The sequence below is a fragment of the Methanobacterium alkalithermotolerans genome (genome assembly GCF_018141185.1).
Classification (GTDB): domain Archaea; phylum Methanobacteriota; class Methanobacteria; order Methanobacteriales; family Methanobacteriaceae; genus Methanobacterium_F; species Methanobacterium_F alkalithermotolerans.
The window spans coordinates 1,780,611-1,800,818 of record NZ_CP058560.1; the positions used below are offsets into that span (position 1 = coordinate 1,780,611).

At 37.4% G+C, this 20,208-nt stretch carries 23 protein-coding genes; 19 read left to right on the top strand and 4 right to left on the bottom strand.

All coding sequences use genetic code 11. The features are described 5' to 3' along the window. The first annotated feature begins 1 nt into the window (after position 1). On the top strand, positions 2-613 hold the full coding sequence (locus tag HYG87_RS08775; protein WP_211532801.1) for an indolepyruvate oxidoreductase subunit beta: 612 nt from the start codon (positions 2-4) through the stop codon (positions 611-613). Between the two features lie 87 nt (positions 614-700). Here the strand turns inward: HYG87_RS08775 and HYG87_RS08780 are convergent, their stop codons facing one another. Both HYG87_RS08780 and HYG87_RS08785 read right to left on the bottom strand, forming a co-directional pair. Next, the gene (locus HYG87_RS08780) at positions 701-1,132 is read right to left on the bottom strand and encodes an ACT domain-containing protein (RefSeq protein ID WP_211532802.1); all 432 of its coding nucleotides are present in this window, start codon (positions 1,130-1,132) and stop codon (positions 701-703) included. A 25-nt stretch (positions 1,133-1,157) separates the two neighbouring features. Further along, entirely contained in the window at positions 1,158-2,459 is a 1,302-nt protein-coding gene (locus HYG87_RS08785; protein WP_211532803.1) for a phenylacetate--CoA ligase family protein, read from the bottom strand. Positions 2,460-2,830: 371 nt separating this feature from the next. Here HYG87_RS08785 and HYG87_RS08790 point away from each other — a divergent pair, with 371 nt between their 5' ends. The 6 genes from HYG87_RS08790 (at position 2,831) to pyrE (ending at position 7,492) form a co-directional block, all read left to right on the top strand. Further along, complete coding sequence (locus HYG87_RS08790) at positions 2,831-4,414, top strand: sodium:solute symporter family protein (protein WP_211532804.1); 1,584 nt, start codon at positions 2,831-2,833, stop codon at positions 4,412-4,414. A gap of 208 nt (positions 4,415-4,622) precedes the next feature. Next, positions 4,623-4,817 (top strand): symporter small accessory protein, encoded by a 195-nt coding sequence (locus tag HYG87_RS08795; protein WP_211532805.1) that lies wholly within the window; start codon positions 4,623-4,625, stop codon positions 4,815-4,817. 45 nt (positions 4,818-4,862) lie between these two features. Next, positions 4,863-6,446, top strand: a complete 1,584-nt coding sequence (locus HYG87_RS08800) for a sodium:solute symporter family protein (RefSeq protein ID WP_211532806.1) — start codon at positions 4,863-4,865, stop codon at positions 6,444-6,446. An 85-nt stretch (positions 6,447-6,531) separates the two neighbouring features. Next, positions 6,532-6,765 (top strand): PRC-barrel domain-containing protein, encoded by a 234-nt coding sequence (locus HYG87_RS08805; RefSeq protein ID WP_211532807.1) that lies wholly within the window; start codon positions 6,532-6,534, stop codon positions 6,763-6,765. A gap of 62 nt (positions 6,766-6,827) precedes the next feature. Then, positions 6,828-6,983 (top strand): orotate phosphoribosyltransferase, encoded by a 156-nt coding sequence (locus HYG87_RS08810; protein WP_211532808.1) that lies wholly within the window; start codon positions 6,828-6,830, stop codon positions 6,981-6,983. Continuing rightward, positions 6,947-7,492, top strand: a complete 546-nt coding sequence (gene pyrE, locus HYG87_RS08815) for an orotate phosphoribosyltransferase (protein ID WP_211532809.1) — start codon at positions 6,947-6,949, stop codon at positions 7,490-7,492. Before HYG87_RS08810 ends, pyrE begins: the two co-directional genes overlap by 37 nt. Before the next feature lie 53 nt (positions 7,493-7,545). Here the strand turns inward: pyrE and HYG87_RS08820 are convergent, their stop codons facing one another. After that, a complete protein-coding gene (locus HYG87_RS08820) occupies positions 7,546-8,070 on the bottom strand; it encodes a MogA/MoaB family molybdenum cofactor biosynthesis protein (RefSeq protein ID WP_211532810.1) in 525 nt (174 codons plus the stop codon). Positions 8,071-8,484: 414 nt separating this feature from the next. Between HYG87_RS08820 and HYG87_RS08825 the strand changes: the two genes are divergently transcribed. The 11 genes from HYG87_RS08825 (at position 8,485) to mtnA (ending at position 17,965) form a co-directional block, all read left to right on the top strand. Continuing rightward, positions 8,485-9,009, top strand: coding sequence for a PIN domain-containing protein (locus tag HYG87_RS08825; RefSeq protein ID WP_211532811.1), 525 nt, complete (start codon positions 8,485-8,487; stop codon positions 9,007-9,009). 113 nt (positions 9,010-9,122) lie between these two features. Continuing rightward, positions 9,123-10,250 (top strand): DUF2117 domain-containing protein, encoded by a 1,128-nt coding sequence (locus tag HYG87_RS08830; RefSeq protein WP_211532812.1) that lies wholly within the window; start codon positions 9,123-9,125, stop codon positions 10,248-10,250. Between the two features lie 9 nt (positions 10,251-10,259). Continuing rightward, positions 10,260-11,228: a methanogenesis marker 2 protein gene (locus HYG87_RS08835; RefSeq protein WP_211532813.1), complete on the top strand. Its 969-nt coding sequence runs from the start codon at positions 10,260-10,262 to the stop codon at positions 11,226-11,228. A 29-nt stretch (positions 11,229-11,257) separates the two neighbouring features. Continuing rightward, complete coding sequence (mmp3, locus tag HYG87_RS08840; RefSeq protein ID WP_211532814.1) at positions 11,258-12,799, top strand: methyl-coenzyme M reductase-associated protein Mmp3; 1,542 nt, start codon at positions 11,258-11,260, stop codon at positions 12,797-12,799. Continuing rightward, positions 12,774-13,265, top strand: coding sequence for a methanogenesis marker 6 protein (locus HYG87_RS08845; protein ID WP_249164843.1), 492 nt, complete (start codon positions 12,774-12,776; stop codon positions 13,263-13,265). The genes mmp3 and HYG87_RS08845 overlap by 26 nt, the downstream gene beginning before the upstream one ends. Further along, positions 13,262-13,645, top strand: a complete 384-nt coding sequence (locus tag HYG87_RS08850; protein WP_211532815.1) for a DUF2111 domain-containing protein — start codon at positions 13,262-13,264, stop codon at positions 13,643-13,645. Before HYG87_RS08845 ends, HYG87_RS08850 begins: the two co-directional genes overlap by 4 nt. Continuing rightward, positions 13,642-14,088: a methanogenesis marker 5 protein gene (locus tag HYG87_RS08855; RefSeq protein WP_211532816.1), complete on the top strand. Its 447-nt coding sequence runs from the start codon at positions 13,642-13,644 to the stop codon at positions 14,086-14,088. Before HYG87_RS08850 ends, HYG87_RS08855 begins: the two co-directional genes overlap by 4 nt. Then, the gene (locus tag HYG87_RS08860; protein WP_211532817.1) at positions 14,081-15,322 is read left to right on the top strand and encodes a methanogenesis marker 15 protein; all 1,242 of its coding nucleotides are present in this window, start codon (positions 14,081-14,083) and stop codon (positions 15,320-15,322) included. The genes HYG87_RS08855 and HYG87_RS08860 overlap by 8 nt, the downstream gene beginning before the upstream one ends. A gap of 39 nt (positions 15,323-15,361) precedes the next feature. Beyond that, the gene (locus HYG87_RS08865; RefSeq protein ID WP_211532818.1) at positions 15,362-15,916 is read left to right on the top strand and encodes a methanogenesis marker 17 protein; all 555 of its coding nucleotides are present in this window, start codon (positions 15,362-15,364) and stop codon (positions 15,914-15,916) included. Between the two features lie 145 nt (positions 15,917-16,061). Further along, on the top strand, positions 16,062-16,931 hold the full coding sequence (locus HYG87_RS08870; RefSeq protein WP_211532819.1) for a radical SAM protein: 870 nt from the start codon (positions 16,062-16,064) through the stop codon (positions 16,929-16,931). A gap of 104 nt (positions 16,932-17,035) precedes the next feature. Further along, the gene (mtnA, locus tag HYG87_RS08875) at positions 17,036-17,965 is read left to right on the top strand and encodes an S-methyl-5-thioribose-1-phosphate isomerase (RefSeq protein WP_211532820.1); all 930 of its coding nucleotides are present in this window, start codon (positions 17,036-17,038) and stop codon (positions 17,963-17,965) included. A gap of 51 nt (positions 17,966-18,016) precedes the next feature. Here the strand turns inward: mtnA and HYG87_RS08880 are convergent, their stop codons facing one another. Continuing rightward, complete coding sequence (locus HYG87_RS08880) at positions 18,017-19,048, bottom strand: class I SAM-dependent methyltransferase (RefSeq protein WP_211532821.1); 1,032 nt, start codon at positions 19,046-19,048, stop codon at positions 18,017-18,019. 236 nt (positions 19,049-19,284) lie between these two features. Here HYG87_RS08880 and dph5 point away from each other — a divergent pair, with 236 nt between their 5' ends. Then, positions 19,285-20,073, top strand: coding sequence for a diphthine synthase (dph5, locus tag HYG87_RS08885; RefSeq protein WP_211532822.1), 789 nt, complete (start codon positions 19,285-19,287; stop codon positions 20,071-20,073). The last annotated feature ends 135 nt before the right edge of the window (positions 20,074-20,208 follow it).

Below are 20,208 nucleotides of genomic sequence, written 5' to 3' on the forward strand. Positions count from 1 at the left end.
GGTGAGGTTAAACAGTCAGGATTCTTATAAAATTTATATATCCGGGGTGGGTGGACAGGGAATTATAAAGTCCTCCATTATCCTGGGCGAAGCAGCCATAGAGAGTGGTTTAAATGTGGTGATGAGTGAAATACATGGAATGGCACAAAGGGGAGGTGTAGTTTTCACCGAACTAAAACTGGGGAATGCCCAAAGTTCCATAATAGAAGAAGGACAGGCAGACCTTTTAATATCATTTGAACCAATGGAAGCAGTTAGGGTAATGAACAAGTCCAGTAAAGAAACTAATTTTGTTGTAAACACTGCCCCCATCATGCCTTTTAATATATCTAACAGTGAATTTCCTTATCCTAAGCTGGAAGATATCTTAACAGAATTGAAATCTAATTCAAATTCTTTATTTGCCTTTAATGCTGAAAAGATTGCAGAAGAATCCGGGAATATTCTGGCCATGAACATGGTAATGCTGGGAGCAGCAGCTGCCATTGAAGGGTTTCCTATAAAAAAAGAAAGCTTAATAAAAGCTATGGATGAAAATTTACCTCCTAATTCTCTGGACATTAACCATAAAGCCTTTGAAATGGGATATAAGCAGGTTAAATCCCGGAAATAAAAGAAAACATATTATTTTTTTTCATCCTGAACTTTAGTCCAGGACGAAAATATTTTTTTTAATTAAAAAATTCTATTTTTTTCACAATTAAAGATTATAGACTTCTTCTGGAGATAAAACAGTTGCATTAGCTTTTTTAAGCGTTTTTAACCCTTCCTCAATATTTTCAGTTCTAATAACTACGATTGCATTGTCTGTTTTTTTTTCAACAAAAGCGTAGATGTATTCCACATTAATATCTGCCTGATGAAGAATATCCAGAATACCATCCAAACCTCCTGGTTTATCCGGTACTTCCACGGCAATTACATCATTCACTTTCACTACAAACTGATTTTTTACCAGAATAGTACGAGCTTTATCTACTTCTGGAACTATTAATCTTAAAATCCCAAATTCAGAAGTATCAGCAATGGAAAGTGCTCTGATATTTATCTTCGATTGGGATAGAACATTTATAGCTTTTTTTAATCTTCCTTTTTTGTTTTCCAGAAATATGGATATTTGCTTCAATTTCATAGTATCCTCTCCACAATCATACAACTCAATCAAAATTACGTTTGTCTATAACTCTCACTGCTTTTCCTTCACTTCGAGGAAGGCTTTCTGGTTCTACCAGAGTAACATTAACCCTCAACCCTATTTCGCTGTGTATACGTTTTTCAATCATTTTTTTAACTTCTTCCACATGCTTTACTTCATCAGAAAACAAAATAGGAGAAGCTTCTACCTGCACTTCTAATTCATCCAGGTGATGGGGGCGGGTTACAATTATCTGGTAGTGGGGATCCAGGCCTTCAATTTTTAATAGAGCTCTTTCAATCTGGGAGGGGAATACAATAACCCCTCGTATTTTTAACATATCATCGGTACGGCCGGTTATCCTATCCATTCTAACCATGGTTCTTCCACAGCCACATTTTTCATAGCGCAGTGCAGTAATATCTTTGGTTCTAAAACGAATTATGGGCATTCCCTCCCGGGTAAGGGTGGTTAAAACCAACTCTCCTTTTTTTCCTTCCCCTAAAACTTCCCGGGTTTTGGGGTCGATAATCTCCGGGTAGAAATGGTCTTCAAAGATATGAAGCCCGCTTTTTTCAGGACACTCCTGGGCTACTCCCGGACCAATGATTTCGGTAAGCCCATAAATATTCAGGGCAATTAGACCCAGTCTTTTTTCTATTTCATCCCTCATCTCTTCAGTCCACATTTCCGCACCAAAAACGCCGGATTTCAGATTCAAATCCTTAATATCCACACCTTGCTTTTCCAGCACCTCTCCCAGGTATAGGGCATAAGATGGGGTGCAGGTTATTACACTGGTTTTAAAGTCCTGCAGGATTTCAACCTGTCTCTGGGTATTGCCGGCTGAAATAGGAATTACTGTTGCACCTACCTGCTGGGCACCATAGTGTACTCCTAAACCTCCCGTGAAAAGTCCGTAACCATAGCAATTTTGTATGCGGTCTGATTTTTCAGCTAGTGCCATATTTAAAGCTCTGGCCATCACTTCTCCCCATATTTCAAGATCTTTTTTGGTATAACCAGAAACAGTAGGCTTTCCAGTTGTACCAGAGGAGGTATGCACTTCCACTATATCTTCCTCAGGCACAGCAAACATGCCAAAGGGATAAGCATCTCTTAAATCTGTTTTGGTAGTAAATGGCAATTTTTCCAGATCACCTAAACTTTGAATATCTTCTGGTCTTATACCTGCCTTTTTGAATCTTTCCTGGTAGAAGGGCACCTTTTCATAGGCAGTGCTGACAATTTCTTTTAGTCGCTCTAGCTGTAACCTTTCTTTGTCTTCTTTAGACATGCATTCGGCTTCTTTATTCCAAATCATGTTATCTTCCTTTTAGTGGTACACATATAGTATTCCAAATCATTTTTGATATTTTCTTATTTATCTTTGAACAATAAAAAGTAGCATGTGCCTGATAAAAAAAATTTGCTAAGCGATTCATCTAAATGTATAAATTTCCCAGGGATTTAGATGGATTAAATCTTTTTATCTTCAATCTTATAATCCTACCTTCTGGCAGGATACTGGTTTATATTATTAATAGGTTGTGGTTGGGCTTCATACCACAATTTATAATATAAGGGGATAATTACTTAAATTTAATAATTATAATGAGGTCTCTGTTCCTGCTAATAGGATTTATTAATAAATCAGGGATTTTTTAAAGTTAAATTATAATTGGGTGGTATGAAATGGATATATTGATTCTCAGTATTGTGATATTATTATATTTTTTAATTATAGGCTATGTGGGCTATGTGGCTTGGAGAGGAACTAAAACTTCGGAAGACTATATGGTAGCTGGACGTAAAACACATCCTTATATTATGGCTTTAAGTTACGGAGCTACTTTTATAAGTACGGCTGCCATTGTAGGATTTGGTGGAATTGCAGGCCAGTTTGGTATGGGGATTTTATGGCTGGTATTTTTAAATATCATCGTGGGTATTTTCATCGCTTTTGTTCTTTTTGGTAAAAGAACCAGAAAAATGGGGCATAATATGGGTTCTCTTACATTTCCTGAGTTTCTGGGACGTAGATTTAATTGTAAATTTATTCAGTACTTTGCCGGGTTGATAATATTTTTTGCCATGCCCTTATATGCGTCGGTGGTTCTGATTGGGGCGGCTAGATTCATTGAAACAACTATAAAGATAGATTTTAATCTTGCTCTTTTAATCATGGCCATTATAGTTGCTGCCTATGTGGTTTTAGGAGGAATTAAAGGAGTAATGTATACCGATGCCCTGCAGGGTTCCATAATGTTTTTAGGCATGTTATTTTTGCTGGTGACTACTTATTATCTATTAGGGGGAGTAAACACTGCCAACCAGTCTTTAACTAATCTGGCACCATTGGTACCGGCCCAGGTAAGTGCAGTGGGGGGAACCGGGTGGACGTCTTTTCCAGTGCTGGGAAGTCCCTGGTGGTGGACCCTGGTATCCACCATCATACTGGGGGTGGGAATAGGGGTCCTGGCCCAACCACAACTGGCTGTAAGATTCATGACGGTTAAATCGAATCGGGAATTAAACCGGGCTGTTCTGGTAGGTGGTTTATTTATATTTATCATGACCGGCACGGCTTATATTGTAGGATCCCTATCTAATGTCTATTTCTTCCAGCAAACAGGACAAATAGCTGTCCAGGTGGTAGAAGGCAATATCGACCGTATAATTCCAATATTTATTAATCAGGCCATGCCGGAATGGTTCACCTATATTTTCATGCTGACCCTGCTTTCTGCAGCCATGTCCACTTTGAGTTCTCAGTTTCATGTCCAGGGAACTTCCATCGGCCGTGATGTTTATGAGACAATATTAAGCAAAACCGGAGATAGATCCATATTAATAACCAGAATAGGAATTCTATTTTCAGTAATAATTGCCCTGGTTTTGGGATACCTGCTCCCGGGAAGTATTATAGCATTGGGAACCTCCCTATTTTTTGGCATATGTGCTGCCGCATTTTTATCAGTCTTTGTATGTGGATTGTTCTGGAAAAGAACCACCCGGGCAGGAGCCATTGCGGGAATGTTGGCAGGAACCATAACCAGCCTTTTCTGGCTATTTTTTATTTACAAAAAAACAGCTGCTTCTCTGGGAATATCCCAAGCCCTTACTGGACAGGACATACTCTTAACTAACATGCCCTGGCCGGTGGTTGATCCTATTGTGGTTGCAGTGCCCCTGGCATTTGTGGTAACCATAGTGGTTAGCCTACTTAGCAAACCACCTGAACCAAAATATCTGGATAAATGTTTTGAGGGGGTTTAATTCCCTCGGGGATTAAACTTCAAATTTTTCAGGAATCTATTTTTACAAACTTACCACCAGGACCCCCTATACATAAAACCGGTTTTGGTAAAAAAATTAGTTAACTAAATATATTATTAATGATTAAATATTAAAAATACTTACAAAAAAATCCTTTTTATCCTTATAGGGTTAAGATGGCTTTCTGAGAAATATGGAGGTGTTTTAAGTGGAAGTTTTAGGAATACCGGATCCCTGGGTGTGGGGTGCTTATATTTTATGCATTCTGGCCGTAATTTTATGTGTAATCTATGGAATTTTAAACTGGAATAAAGGCGGAGAAGATGAAGAAGAACAAATAAAAGAAGAATTAGAATGGGAAAAAAAAGAAAGAGAAATGGAAGAAGAGGAACTTGGATTCTAATTTGTTACTAAATAATTAATCCCTGAAGGTGTTGGTTGTGATTATATGAATGTAATGCTTTTAACGATAATTACATTGATTTATCTTATTTTAGTGGCTTATACTGGTTATGTTGCCTGGAAACGTACTAAGTCCGCAGAAGACTATATGGTGGCTGGTCGAACCACCCATCCCTATATAATGGCCATGAGTTATGGGGCTACTTTTATCAGTACCGCCGCTATTGTTGGTTTTGGAGGAGTAGCTGGAATTTACGGAATGGGCCTTTTATGGCTAACGGTTTTGAATATACTGGTAGGAATTTTCATCGCCTTTGTTTTATTTGGTAAAAGGACCCGGAAAATGGGACATAATTTAAGTGCCCTTACCTTCCCTGAGTTCCTTTCCCGACGTTATAATAGTAAATTTATTCAGTATTTTTCCGGGCTGGTGGTCTTCCTGGGGATGCCTCTTTATGCCTCGGTGGTACTTATCGGAATGGCCCGTTTTGTAGAAACTACATTAAATATTGATTATACTATTGCTTTACTGGCAATGGCTCTAATAGTGGCTGTATATGTTATATTTGGAGGAATTAAGGGGGTAATGTATACGGATGCCCTGCAGGGAACCATCATGTTTTTTGGTATGATCTTCCTTCTATTTGGAATATATTATTTGCTGGGAGGAGTTACAGAGGCCCATCAGGCCCTAACCAATATGGCACCTTTAATGCCTGCTGAAGCAGTTCAAACCGGGGCCACTGGATGGACCAGCATGCCTTCTTTAGGAAGCCCTTTCTGGTGGACACTGGTATCAACCTTGATACTGGGAGTTGGTATTGGAGTATTATCCCAACCACAACTGGCAGTGCGGTTCATGACAGTTAAATCCAACCGGGAATTAAATCGAGCAGTGCTTGTGGGAGGTTTGTTCATATTTTTAATGACCGGAACTGCTTTTATTGTTGGGGCACTTTCCAATGTTTATTTCCTCCAAAGCACGGGGCAAATTGCTATTCAAGCTGCGGGTGGAAATGCTGATAAAATAATTCCATTATTTATTACCACGGCCATGCCTTTGTGGTTTGCATATATCTTCATGGTAACCCTGCTGTCTGCGGCCATGTCCACTTTGAGTTCTCAGTTTCATGTGCAGGGAACTGCAATTGGAAGAGATGTCTATGAAACGATCTTCAGGGTTAAAGGTGGCTCTACAGTACTTATTGCCCGGGGAGCCATTGCTCTAGCAGTTATAATTGCAGTTATTTTAGGTTTCATACTTCCGGGCAATATAATTGCGGTGGGCACTGCTTTATGGTTCAGTTTAACTGCAGCAGCATTTCTATCCATGTATGTGGTGGCTCTCTTTTGGAAACGTTCCACCCGCTGGGGTGCTATTGCCGGTATGGTGGTGGGAACACTGGTTAGTTCCTTCTGGTTATTATTTGTTTTCAAAAAAACATCTGAGGCGTTAGGGATTTCCCAATTACTTTTTGGAACCCCTACATTAATTAGTTCAGCTCCATGGCCTGCGGTGGATCCTATTGTTATAGGATTACCTGTAGCTGCAATTTTAACTATTGTGGTGAGCTTAATTACTCAACCACCAAGCGAAGAACATCTGGAAAAGTGTTTTGAAGGCACCTGATCTTCAAAATATCTATTTATTTTTTTTTTGGATTTTAATAAAAAATATAAATATTTTGCAGTACAAAATAAATTTAGGTGATAAAATGAGGATTGTGGAAGAAATCGTAGGTAAAGAAGTTCTGGATAATTCAGCTACCATTATAGGGAAAGTTAAGGATGTGGAAATGGACCTGGAAACAAAAACCATAGAAGCGTTAGTATTAGGTAAAGGGGGAATATCTGAAGGTTTAGGTCTTTCAAAAGGTGAAACCATTGTCCCTTATGATATGGTAAAAAAAATAGGGGATAAAATTTTACTAAAAAGCGGTGGGGAATAATCAATTAATGCAAAAAATATCATTATTCGTATTCAAAAAAACAAGTATAGATGGGGTTTTTTATGGAGCTAACAGGAATATGTAATATTTGCGGCAAAGCCGCAAAAATGCATACCTGTTCTATCTGTGGAACTTCTGTTTGCTCTCAATGTTACTACTTAGATCCCGGAGTATGTGTTATATGCAAAAAACGATTGAAACTAAAAAAAAAATTTTGATTGATTTACTAAAAAAAAATGAAGTAGTAAAATCTGGTAAATTTGTTTTAGCTTCTGGAAAAGAAAGTGATTACTACGTGGATATGAAAAAGGCCATCACCGAACCAGAAATCCTGAAAACTATTGCTGAAATCATCTCTGAAACAATTCATAAGGATAATATAAATAAAATTGCCGGTCCAGCTTTAGGTGCTGTTCCTATTGCAACTGCTTTAGCCCTGGAATCTAAAAAACCATTATTAATGATACGTAAAGAAAAAAAAGGTTACGGCACATCAAAATTAATTGAAGGGGAATTAAAAAAAGGGGATCAGGTGGTGGTAGTGGAAGATGTTACCACTACTGGCAATTCATTATTAAAGGCCATAAACGCCATCCATGAAAATGGAGGAATCGTCAAAAGAGCATTTGTGGTTGTTGATAGGTTAGAGGGTGCTAAAAATAATTTAAAAAATCATGATATTGAATTGGAGCCATTACTGCTGGTTAGTGAATTTTTAGATAAATGATTTCCTTTTTAGTATTACTGATAATAGTTTTATTTTCCGCATCTAAAGATTCTTCATTCCTTCAGATGTTTAACCAGATGCCCTAATTCATTACCAATGATTTTCATTCCCATTTTAACTGCATTTGGAGAACCAGGCAATGCTATAATTAAACAACGTTTATAGATACCTGCAGTGGCCCGGCTAAGAATTGCGCCGGCACCTAACTCCTTATAGGTTTCATAACGGAAAATTTCCCCAAAACCAGTAAGTTCTTTTTCAAATAAACCCTGCAGGGTTTCAACAGTTATATCCCTACTTCCAATACCTGTACCTCCAGTGGTGATAATTATCCTGGTATTGAAATCTGATATCATAACTTCCAGTGTTTCTAAAAGTATTTTAGAGTCATCGGGTATTATTTCATAGGCAACAACCTTATACTTTTCATTCAATTTATCCACCAGAAACTCACCAGAAATATCATGATTTTTCTTTTGTAAGGATTCCTGGTAGCGGGAATCACTTAAAGTTATAACTCCACATTTAATATTGGAGGGACTACTTTGCCTGTGTTCTTCCATACTTCTACTCTTCATATCCTGACCTCAAAAAAATACTTATACTAACCGGCCCTTAACCCCTTCGAAGTTAAGGGGTGTTTTATTTTAAGTTATAAATATATATTTAATAGGGCTATAAAAAAATATCCAATTAATTTTAATATATGGATTTACAAAAACGAATCTTAATAATCATGAAAACCCACAAGGTAGGGAGCAAAATTGGATGGGAGGCGGTTCCTTTTCCAATTTAAGCCAAAGCTATAATTATAATAATTTAGCACCCTACCTCATTTAAATTATATGTAATTTAATCCTTAAATAGTTTTTCAAATTTTTATATGATGATTAAGGAGCTTTAAAAATGCGAAAAAAACCTTATAAATTATCTTTAATAAAATCAAGCTGATAATATTACTGAAAAACCAGGGATACAAAAGAAGTGATGTGATGTTTAAAAAAAATCTGGTACTTGATGCCTCTGCATTTATTGGAGGATATGTTCCTGAAAAAGAATGCAATTTTACTGTATCTGAAATTACAGATGAAGTTAAAGACCTGAAATCTTTAATGATAATGGAAAGAGCAATTAAGGAAGGTAATCTCATTATCGATCAACCGGATGAGGAAGATGTACTAAAGGTAGAATCTTCTATAAAAAACTCAGGAGATAATTTAAGACTCTCTAATCCAGATAAAAAAATTTTAGCTCTGGCATTATCCATTAAAAAAAGAAAAGGTAATGTGAATGTCATAACTGATGACTACTCCATTCAAAATGCACTCAAAATTTTAGGAATACCCTTTAGAAGCATATTAACTCCGGGAATTAGCGAGGTTTATAACTGGAAAAAAATTTGCAGAGGATGTAAAAAGAAATTCTCTGAGAATTATCTTGAAGATGAATGTGATATATGTGGCTCACCCATCCATAAAAAAAGATTCAAATCCTCTAAAATGAAAAAAAAGTCATGATTTTTTACATCTTTTTTAAAATGGAATTTTCCCATCCTTAATTATTAAATCATAAAAAAGGGCCTTCAGGATAACAACAAATTATAAACTATTAATCCATCTAACGATTATTTATGAGAATTGGTGTTGTGGTTCATGGCCCTCATATTGTAGACTCCGGGTATGCATTGAAAATCATCAAGTTACTGCAGGGCTATGGTGAGGTGAAAGCCAGGTTGGGAGGTACCATGGGAAGGACTGCTGTACATGACGCCCATCTGGAAAATATAATTGATATATCTTCTAAGAGGCTTCCCAGCGCATCGGTGGATAAATTTCATGATGAGGGTTATGATGTTCTGTTTTTGATTAATTATGGGAAATCCAGCATAACCGGCCATGGATTCGGATATAAAGTTTTTAAAAGGTCCCGGACAAAAACTGCTTTAATTCAGATAGAAAGACCAGGTGAAGCTGACGGTAGTGTTATTCCCTGGAGAAAATCATTAAGGCCTCTGGCCAGAGAAATTGCCTCTAAAATGGAACTAAAACTGGTCCTTCCCTCCCGGATAATAAAAGAAATATTTCATGAGGGAACTGATTGCGGGCATCAACAGGGATCTAAAACATATCGAAAGCTGGTGGGTGTTGCTCCTGATGAAAATATATTTTTAAATGGTATTGTGGTGGGTAAATCAACCTCAGATGAGGTTATCCTGGTTAGTGAAAATGGAACGCTAACTGGAATAATTGGAGGTGAAATAAAGCCCCATGGAGTAGAAAAATTGGGAAATATTGATCTTAATGAAGCAGTAGTTAAAACTGGACTGTTAAGGAGATCCAATGTAATTCCCCGGATTATTGAATCATCTTCTAATAACTCTAAAATGAATATTTCTTTTTTAAACCATGCAGCAGAAGATGTTTATCTATTAAAAAATGCAGATTATGTGGTAACGGTAGGGGATGATACCACCCTGGTAGCGGCCGATATACTTTACCGATTTAATGTACCTATTATTGGTATTACTGATGGGGATCTTGACCAGGTAGTTGAAAATGGATTTAAAACTTCGGGATCAATGATTATTGAGCTTGAAAGTGGTTGGGATGATATAGTAGGAGAAAAAATATTTTTTGAGCTTTTTAAAGGTAAGCAGACGCTGGAAATCGATGATATCGAAAATTTTAAAAGGGAAATATTACACATTATTAATAATACAGCAGCTAAATATTATATAAAACAAACTTTAGACAGTTGAGGTGTAGAATTGGATTTAGACCATCTTGTTAATTCTATTATAAATTACGAAGGGGTAACACGCAAAAAACCGATAAAGGAACTTACCACTATCCTTCATGATGTATACAATGTAGCAGGGAATACTTTACTTGGTTTTGGGGATGATGCTTCTGCCATAGACATTGGCAATGAAAATTTACTTCTTTTAGCTGCCGATGGGATGTGGGGGAAACTTATGGCTGCTGATCCTTACTGGGCGGGTTATTGTTCTGTACTGGTAAATGTAAATGATATTGCGGCCATGGGTGGTAAACCGGTGGGAATGGTCAATATTCTCTCCATTGCAAATAAGGATACCTGTAATGAAATTATGAGAGGCATAAAAGACGGTGCAGAAAAATTTGGAGTTCCCATGGTAGGGGGGCATGTTCACCCTGATACTCCCTATGATGCCCTTGACGTTTCTATAGCCGGGATTACCACCAGGGATGCACTAATTAATAGCTTTGATGCTCAGGTAGGGGATAAGGTGATAGTAGCCATTGATTTAGATGGAAAACAACACCCTAAATTCACCCTTAATTGGGATACCACTACTCATAAAGATAAAAAACTGGTCCAATCTCAGATAGAAGTAATGCATAAAATTGCCCTGGAAAATCTGGTTACTTCAGGAAAAGATATCAGTAATCCTGGAATACTGGGCACTTTAGGAATGTTACTGGAATCATCACAAAAGGGCGCCCGGGTGGAACTGGAAAAAATCCCTCGCAACCCTTCAGTAAATTGGGAAGAATGGCTAAAATCATATCCTGGATCTGGCTTTGTTCTTACAGCTCCTGATTCCAGGGTAAATAGATGTATTGAACTTTTAGAAGAGGTCAATATAACTGCAAAGGTGGTGGGGGATATAATTAAGGATAAAAAACTTATTTTAACCTACAAAAACCAGGAAAAAATTGTTTTTGATCAGGATAAAAACCTTATAATGGGCTAAAATTTCTTTCCAGGATGTGAGGAGATTAAATGTGGGTAAATGTCAATGGCAAAAAAGTGGAGCTCCCTGAAGGGTCAACTATCAGGGACGCAATAAAAATTTCCAATGCTCCTTATAGAGAGGGTAGTGTTTTAGGGGTAATAAAGGGCAAGGAAGAATTTGAAAAAAATATTAATAAATACAAAATTCGGACTGATAAAGGAAGTATAATCTTGGAAATGCTCCCTGATGAAAATGCAGCAGAACTGGTTAAAACCTGGAAAGAAAACTACAAAAAATTCGAAAATCTCCATATAAGGTGGGAAACTTCCAGTGAAGTGGCCATAGGTCCCATTAAAACTAATTTAAAACCTATCAAATCAGAATTTGATTACAAAGAGGGAGATGTAATATTAAGTCTGTCTGGTTTTAGTGCCGATTCTACCCATATTATTTTAAGTAAAGAAGATCATTCAGCTGTGTATGGCGTTCCAGATATTAATAAAGGGGTTTTTGCCAGGATATCCGGAGGTAGACGTACCCTGTTTAATCTGGTGGATAGGGACACCATAAAGTCAGTGGAACCATTAATTGAGCGAAAAAGTATAATTAATAGTGCTGCTGTTACCAATCTGGATACTGAAATTGAAGAGGGTAATCAAATTTTCAGCTATGTTAAGGTTTCACCTTCCGAAAAATCTCCAAAATCAGTAGAACACTTTTTTTCACTTATAGAAAATGAACTGGTCCTTGACTATGATTCTAATTCTTTTGCAGGTTTTTTTGGCCTGCAGGGTATTAAAAAAGATGCAGAACATATTGATCAACGGAAAAGAGGCACGGTGACTTTAAGAAATTCTGGAAAGGGAACTGGTAAGGTATATATCTACCGGGAAGATAGAGTCTCAAACCCGGCACATAATGTGGTGGGCCATGTTCAGCAGGGAATGGAACTGTTAGATATTGCTAAAAAAGGCAATTCAATAACCGTAATTAGTGAACCGGGCCGTATTATGACTTTATCAAAATCTCAAAAAGAAGTAGAGTCTGCCCTGAAAAAATACGGCATCAAACAAATCAGGGAAGGATTAACTGATGATGATGCTATTGTGGTTAAACAGGAACCCCTCTATACCATTGAAATTTTAAAAGAAAAAGAAGTAAAAACCTTCGGGATAAGTAAAGACAATCTCATAGGAATTGAATTTTCTAAAAATTCTCCCCGATCTTCCTGGTATTTCAAAAAGATCACCGGACTTATAGATGCTCCTATAGGATCTATTAAAATTCACTTTGCATTTCAGGGAATGAAGGTTATGATGTTTGAAGGGGACTCCCGGGAAGCAAAAGGACTAATCCCGGAAAATACTCCTGAGAAATGTGTAAAAGCCGGTGAACTGGGAATAACCAACATGTCACGCCGGCATATTGGAATGATAGGTATAAGGTTTGAAGATAATGATGAGTATGGGCCTACAGGAGAACCATTTAATGGTACCAATATTATTGGCCACATAGTGGAAGGATTATCTAATCTGGAGAAATTTAAAGAAGGGGATGTAGTCTATGTCAAAGAAGCAAAATCAGAATAAAATTCAGGAAGAACCTCAATGTGAAATAGAAGATGACATAGTAACCCGGATGATTATTCTTAGCCCTTCAGCCAACATTTCTCAAAGTGAACTGGTGCAGAAACTTCACATGCTGGAGCTTCCCCTTACCATAAAATCCACCTGCTATGGGGCCATGGTGCATGGCTCTAAAGAAGCTGTGGATCAGGCTATAGAAAAATCTCGTAAATGGGACCCCTTCCATATATTTACTAAAGACCGGGGATTTCCTCCAGGCGATCCTAGAAGATGCAGAGGCCATAGGGGAGCTGCTAGAGAGGGTTATCATCAGTTAGAAAAAGAATTCAATTTATTATGTTATGTTGGAGAGGCCTTAAAAAAGCCAGAAAAAGTTAAAATTGAAAAACCAGAGAAGGTTAGTGTTGATGAATTTAAAAAAATTGTCAATGAAAATTCTTCAAAAATTATAGATGAGGGTGAAAAATGAATATTACTCTATCTTCTACAGGTAAGGAATTAGCTGAAATAGGGCTGGCTATTCATCAGCTTGTAGATAAGCTGCCATTAACCATGAGAAGTAAAGAAGCTAAGGGCGTAAGAATTGAGGATGGAAAAGTACTGGATTATAATTATACCGGGCCAGCATTGGAAGAAGTTCTCAGCACCGGTGAAATTTTTAAAGGAACTCCTGATGTGGGCCCATATGCCGGCACACCTGTGGTGGTGGTTCCCCTTAAAGATGAAGGTCAGATAATCTGTGCCATAGGTTTGGTAGATGTAACTAAAGGATTATTTTCGGATATGGTTGAAATCTCAAGACGCCCGGAAGATGTTAAAAAAGATGATACCCGGGGGGAATTTTATTGAAAGTGGCTATTTTTCCTCCTAATTCTTTAATTTTAGCTGATTTGATTGAAAGAAGAGGACATGAACCCCTGGCTATAATGAAAGAAATCAGAAAAAAGGTAAAAGATGCGGAGATTGATTCACCCCCCATGAATATCACCGAAGAAGACCCTATAAAAGGACTTAAATATGCTGCTATTGAAGTTCCCTCTGGTGTTAGGGGTAGGATGTCTATTTTCGGGCCTTTAATTGATGAAGCCGAGGCAGCCATAATTATGGATGAAGCACCCTTTGGTTTTGGATGCATAGGTTGTGCCCGAACCAATGAACTTTCGGTTTATTATTTGAGAAAAAGAGGAATACCCACCCTGGAGTTAACTTATCCCACCACCCGTGAAGAGACCATGGAACTGGTAAATAAAATTAACACATTCTTAGATCAACTGGAGGAGAAAAATGGTTAAAATAGCCCAAATATCCTGTGGAACTGAGTACAGCGGTATTCAAAAAGAGATTGAAAAAGCTGCTGCTACTTTTGGTGCAGAGATAGTAATCCCTGAAACAGAAATCGATTACATTGACGAAGCTTATAAAAAATTTGGATTCAACTGTGCTAGTTCGGGAATTAGACTAATGATCGCCCGGGCCATGTCTATTGTAGAAGGTAAAAGTGATGCAGACGCTATATTCATTGCTACCTGTTTTAGATGTGCTGAAGGGGCACTGGTAAGAAATGAAATAAGAAGGTTTATCCAGGATAATACTCGCTTACCGGTAGTAACTTACTCTTTTACAGAGAGAACTAAAGCAGATGAATTATTTATCCGTATGGAGGCTTTATCTACTATTGTGGCACGTAAAAGTATTCTGGCCCGTGAAAAACAGGATGGTTTAACTTTAGGCATAGACTCTGGATCTACCACCACCAAGGTGGTTTTAATGGAGAATAATAAAATTTTAGGCACAGGATGGGTTCCCACCACTGATGTCATAGCTTCTGCCCAGGAAGGGACTGACCAGGCCATGGCCGATAGTGGGTACAAATTTGAAGATCTGGATGGAATTGGAGTAACTGGTTATGGTCGTATCACCATTGGTAAACATTTAAAAGCAGATTTAATACAGGAAGAATTAAGTGTTAATTCTAAAGGGGCAGTCTATCTGGCTGATCGCCAAAAAGGCGAGGCCACTGTTCTGGATATTGGGGGAATGGATAATAAGGTAATCACTGTTAATGATGGTATACCGGATAACTTCACCATGGGAGGTATCTGTGCCGGGGCATCGGGACGTTTCTTAGAAATAACTTCCCGCCGTTTAGGCATAGATGTTAGTGAACTTGGTCCTATGGCTCTTAAAGGTGATTATAAAAAAGGACTTCTAAATAGTTACTGTATAGTATTTGGTATACAGGATCTGGTGACTTCACTGGCTGCCGGGGGTAAACCGGAAGATGTAGCTGCTGCAGCATGTCATTCTGTTGCAGAACAGGTCTATGAACAACAACTACAGGAAATTGATGTGCGTGAACCAGTTATACAGGTTGGAGGAACTTCCCTTATTGAAGGGTTGGTGGCAGCCGTTAGTGATATACTGGGGGGTATGGATGTAATTGTCCCTGAAAATTCCCAGCACATCGGTGCAGTGGGGTCTGCTCTTCTGGTTTCTGGAATGGGCAGTCGACAGGAAAAACTATAGGCTTAAATATTTTAATGCAATGATATCAGGGGACAGGAAATGTTAGTAGATTGTTATGATTCTAAAGGTGCAGAAGTTTATGAAATGATTGTAAAACAGGTTTTTCAGGACCTCCAGCTATCCCGATCAGTTAAAGATATGCGTATTTATGTGGATCCTAGAGACCCCGTATTCATAATTGCCATAAAAGCCGATAGAACTACCAATCCTGTTTTAATTGAAGATTTAGCCACTTTTGAATATGATCCTGAGCTTGATAAAACTTCTATTCGAATAAAAGATGAGACCTATCTTCCAGATTTAATGGAGAAATTATGGGAATTGAAAGGAAGGGAAAAAATCCAACAACCCAGCAGATTTGAATTAATCATTGATGGACCTTCAGTGGAATTAGATGGCTTGATGGTTTATAATCCGGCGGAAAAATTAAAACGTAAGATATATGATGCTATATTTCGCATACTTCCGGAGGGGTTCCGGGTAATACGGGATTTGTCTGAAGGTCAAATTATTGCTATGGTTTGCACTGATGAATTGCTTAAAGAAGAATGGATTGATAAATGCAAGGCCATGATAAAAGAGCTGGAAAATTAATTAATAAACAACTTATTATTAGTTTTTATAGATACTAACTATATTAACTATCAGGAATATATTATAAATGGAACTTATCTGGTGGATTTAAATCTAATTAATACAATCACTAACTGGCAGGATAAATATTTTATGAGGTCATCATATGGATGAAAAAACTAAAGAATCAAAATTTGCCCATATTACCCGGGCACACCCCTGTTTTAATGAAAAAATGCATGATAAAGTGGGAAGGGTTCATTTACCCCTGGCCCCCCGTTGTAATATTTACTGTAACTTCTGTACCAGAGATATAAATAAATGTGAACAAAGACCGGGAGTAGCTTCTCGGATAATGGATGTGGATCAAGCAGTAGACCATGTGGAAAAAGTAACCGAAGATATGCCTATTTCTGTTGTAGGAGTAGCTGGACCAGGTGATGCCCTGGCCAATGAAGAGACTTTTGAATTTTTCAAAAAAATCCATGAAAAATTTCCGGATCTAATTAAATGTATGAGTACCAATGGTCTTCTTTTAAAAGATAAAGCTGAAGAATTAGCCCGGCTGAATATAAGTACCATAACCGTTACGGTAAATGCTATTGACCCTGAAATTGGTAAAGAAATTTATTCCCACGTGGTTTATAAAGACCAGCTATATAAAGGGGAAGAAGGATTTAAAATTTTATCTAAAAACCAGCTGGATGGTATTGAAAAAATTTCCAATCTGGGAGTAATTGTGAAGGTGAACAGTGTGCTCATACCAGGATTAAATGACAAGCACATTGTGGATATTGCCCGGGAGGTAAAAAAAAGAGGAGCCTCCTTAATGAATATAATACCACTAATTCCCTTAAACAAAATGAAAGACTATCCCAAACCGGATTGTGCCCAAATAAGTGAAGTTAGGGATGCGGTAGAAGAGATAATTCCAGTATTCAGGGCCTGTACTCAGTGCCGTGCCGATGCATATGGAATTCCCGGTAAACACGGTGAAGACAAGCACCTGGACATGACTCCCGCCAGCCACTACTAAATTAACGGTTTTTTAATTAAAGGAATTTTAATTGCTAATTTACAGTATTTCAATTTTTTATTTTTTAATTTTTTTTAGTATATTTACCATAAAGGAATGATTCTATGAAAACCATGCTCTGGGAAGATAACCAACTATTACTGATTGATCAGACTAAATTACCAGATGAAATAGTATATTTTACCTGTAAAACATATCAAGATGTTATTAAGGCCATTAAAACCATGGTTGTAAGGGGAGCTCCTGCAATTGGAGTTTCAGCTGCTTTTGGAATGGTTTTAGCTGATTTAGCTGGCGAAGATTTAGAAAAAGCAGCATCAGAAATTAAAAATTCCCGCCCCACAGCGGTTAATTTATTCTGGGCAGTGGATAGAATTTTAGCATCACCCTCCCCCCGGGATGAAGCACTAAAAATGTATCAGGAAGATATTAAAACCAATCAAATGATTGGAAAACATGGTTCCCCAGTCATTGATGATGGGGACACCATCCTCACCCATTGCAATGCCGGTGCATTAGCCTGTGTGGATTATGGTACTGCTTTAGGTGTTATAAGGGCAGCATTTGCCCAGGGTAAAAAAATTAATGTTATATGTGATGAGACCCGTCCTTTGGGCCAGGGAGCCCGTCTCAGTGTATGGGAAATGCAGCAGGAAAACATACCGGTAAAATTAATAGTGGATAGTGCAGCGGGATATCTCATGCAACAGGGCAAAATAGATAAAGTGCTAATTGGCGCCGACCGGGTTTTTAAAGGAGGTGTAGCAAATAAAATAGGATCTTTAATGGTAGCACTATCGGCTAAAAGATATGGAGTGCCTTTTTATGTGGCTGCACCTTTGAGCACCTTTGACTATGATAAATCCATTGGGGAAATAGAGATTGAAGAGCGAGGACCTGAAGAAGTACTGCTATATGGTAACTGCCGCATAGCTCCGGAAAATACCGAAGTACTAAATCCAGCATTTGATATAGTTCCTGATGATTTAATAAGTGGGATAATTACAGAAAAAGGCATTCTTGATCCCATTTAGTTTTCTTTTTTAAGTAAGTCTTCAGGGGAAGGATATACTATTTAGCCTTTCTTAAGAAATTCGGGCATCCACTACCACTTGCCATTCACCGGGACTGCTGGATTTGACCTTCTTTAATCCTAAAATTTCCACATCACGGGGATAAGCTGCCTTTTTTATCCGTGAAATAGCCCTTTTATAATCTGCTGCGAACTCATAATAGTGCAACACTCCTCCTTCTACCAGGGAATCCACAGCAGTATCTAAAAACTCCCAGGCAAACCCGGGAAGATTCATAATGGTCCGGTCTACTTTTATTTTTTTTACAGATACAATTTCCCTTACATCTCCCTCTAAGGGCACTATCTTTCCTTTAAGCTTATTTAACTGGATATTTTTTTTCATGAAGCCTACTGCATCAGGATTGATATCCACGGCATAGATGTTCACAGTTTTTTTTCGGGCAATTAAAATCGAAAAGGGCCCTACTCCCGCAAACATATCCAGTATTTTTTCTCCCGTCTGTACCTGTGATGCAATTCTATTTCTCTCCGTAGCCAAACGAGGACTGAAGTATACTTTTTTAATATCCAGTGCCAATCTTGATCCATATTCTTGATGGATGGTGAGTGAATCATCTTCACCAGCTAAATGTTCCAATTGCCTGGTTCTAATAACTCCTTTAATTTCACTGCTTTTGCGATATACTGCTTTTCTACGGGTGAATTTTAAGGCAGCTTCCCCAATAGAATATTTATCATCTTCCAACTCAGCAGGAATCTCCAGGATAACCACATCCCCTATTATATCAAAAGATTTTTTGAGATCTTCTATTTTCTCATCATCCAGTTTTCCCTGCAGATATTCTTTAATACTTTTAGGGGATCTCTTTAAGGATTCAAATTCCATATTTACGATTTCAATATTACCCCACTTGCTAAGGGGCAGATTTTCTAAAATATAATCCTCTAACCTTCTATTTAAAGGAATAAAAACAGATTTATCATCGGTCTTAATTTTAAAATCCAGGTCAATCCATTCTTTTATTAATAAGAATTTACGTAAATCATTGGCTGATTGTTTAGGTACCTTAAAAGCAAGCATAAACTTCCTCAATTAATTTATTTTTTATTTAATTCCCTGATTATAATTCAATCTTTTAAAATTAAATATTTACTGAGTAAATTAATTTATTCTGGAATTCTTTTTTTTAGCAATTCCATTTTCACGTTAGGAGTATATATTATTATTAGTGCAGGGACTATTATATGATAGCAGATGCTTACTCCTCTTTGAGGAATATTTTTAAATTTAAGTTTTATTATTAAAATGGTGATGAAATGCTTTATTTTATTGGTTTAGGACTTTATGATGAAAAAGATGTGTCTTTGAAAGGATTGGAGGCATTGAGAAATTCAGATAAGATATATGTGGAATTTTACACTGCCCGCCTATTTGGAACCACCATATCTTCTTTGGAGGAAATAATGGATCGTAAGGTGGAAATATTAAGTAGAGAACAGGTAGAAGAAGAGGAAATCCCCTTAAAAAATGCTGAAACTAATAAAGTTGCTTTTTTAAGTGCGGGTGATCCTCTCATTGCTACTACTCATGCCGACATGATGATTGAAGCTAAAAAAAGAGGGATAAAAACCCGGGTAATTCATTCTTCTTCTATTCTATCTGCAGCTCCCGGAATATCCGGGTTACAGGCCTATAAATTTGGAAAAGTAACTACTATTCCCTTCCCGGAGAAAAATTTCTTCCCTCATTCTCCCTACTTACTTATAAAAAATAATCTGGAACAAAATGCCCATACCCTGGTTTTACTGGACATAAGGGCCCATGAAGACCGGTACATGACGGTAAATCAAGGCTTAGACTATCTTTTGAAGGTGGAAGATACTCTAAATGAAGGTGTAATTACAAAAAATACTCTGGCGATTGGTTTAGCAAGAGCGGGATCAGATGAACCAGTAATAAGGGCAGATATTATAAAAAAACTGATTAAAGAAGATTTTGGAGGTCCCCTACACTCCCTGATCATTCCGGCCCCACTGCATATTGTAGAGGCAGAATACCTGGTGGCAGTAGCAGGAGCCCCTGAAGATATAATTAACCGAATTTAAGGGGCTTAAATATCAAATAATTATTATTTTAATATTTTTCTATAAAAGAATAGGGTTAAAATGAGTACGTTTTAGATAAAAATATCCCGGGTTTTAAAAAAAGACATTGATTTAGAATAAATTATCCTGAATTTA

Bases quoted from the DNA above. Each gene is read 5' to 3' on its own strand.
- HYG87_RS08780 (WP_211532802.1), bottom strand. From the start codon at position 1,132: ATGAAATTGAAGCAAATATCCATATTTCTGGAAAACAAAAAAGGAAGA.
- HYG87_RS08810 (WP_211532808.1), top strand. From the start codon at position 6,828: ATGGAGCTAACAGGAATATGTAATATTTGCGGCAAAGCCGCAAAAATG.
- dph5 (WP_211532822.1), top strand. From the start codon at position 19,285: ATGCTTTATTTTATTGGTTTAGGACTTTATGATGAAAAAGATGTGTCT.
- HYG87_RS08870 (WP_211532819.1), top strand. From the start codon at position 16,062: ATGGATGAAAAAACTAAAGAATCAAAATTTGCCCATATTACCCGGGCA.
- HYG87_RS08830 (WP_211532812.1), top strand. From the start codon at position 9,123: ATGAGAATTGGTGTTGTGGTTCATGGCCCTCATATTGTAGACTCCGGG.
- HYG87_RS08805 (WP_211532807.1), top strand. From the start codon at position 6,532: ATGAGGATTGTGGAAGAAATCGTAGGTAAAGAAGTTCTGGATAATTCA.
- mmp3 (WP_211532814.1), top strand. From the start codon at position 11,258: ATGTGGGTAAATGTCAATGGCAAAAAAGTGGAGCTCCCTGAAGGGTCA.
- HYG87_RS08790 (WP_211532804.1), top strand. From the start codon at position 2,831: ATGGATATATTGATTCTCAGTATTGTGATATTATTATATTTTTTAATT.
- HYG87_RS08880 (WP_211532821.1), bottom strand. From the start codon at position 19,048: ATGCTTGCTTTTAAGGTACCTAAACAATCAGCCAATGATTTACGTAAA.
- pyrE (WP_211532809.1), top strand. From the start codon at position 6,947: ATGCAAAAAACGATTGAAACTAAAAAAAAAATTTTGATTGATTTACTA.
- HYG87_RS08820 (WP_211532810.1), bottom strand. From the start codon at position 8,070: ATGAAGAGTAGAAGTATGGAAGAACACAGGCAAAGTAGTCCCTCCAAT.
- HYG87_RS08860 (WP_211532817.1), top strand. From the start codon at position 14,081: ATGGTTAAAATAGCCCAAATATCCTGTGGAACTGAGTACAGCGGTATT.
- HYG87_RS08865 (WP_211532818.1), top strand. From the start codon at position 15,362: ATGTTAGTAGATTGTTATGATTCTAAAGGTGCAGAAGTTTATGAAATG.
- HYG87_RS08825 (WP_211532811.1), top strand. From the start codon at position 8,485: ATGTTTAAAAAAAATCTGGTACTTGATGCCTCTGCATTTATTGGAGGA.
- HYG87_RS08845 (WP_249164843.1), top strand. From the start codon at position 12,774: ATGTCAAAGAAGCAAAATCAGAATAAAATTCAGGAAGAACCTCAATGT.
- HYG87_RS08785 (WP_211532803.1), bottom strand. From the start codon at position 2,459: ATGATTTGGAATAAAGAAGCCGAATGCATGTCTAAAGAAGACAAAGAA.
- HYG87_RS08800 (WP_211532806.1), top strand. From the start codon at position 4,863: ATGAATGTAATGCTTTTAACGATAATTACATTGATTTATCTTATTTTA.
- mtnA (WP_211532820.1), top strand. From the start codon at position 17,036: ATGAAAACCATGCTCTGGGAAGATAACCAACTATTACTGATTGATCAG.
- HYG87_RS08850 (WP_211532815.1), top strand. From the start codon at position 13,262: ATGAATATTACTCTATCTTCTACAGGTAAGGAATTAGCTGAAATAGGG.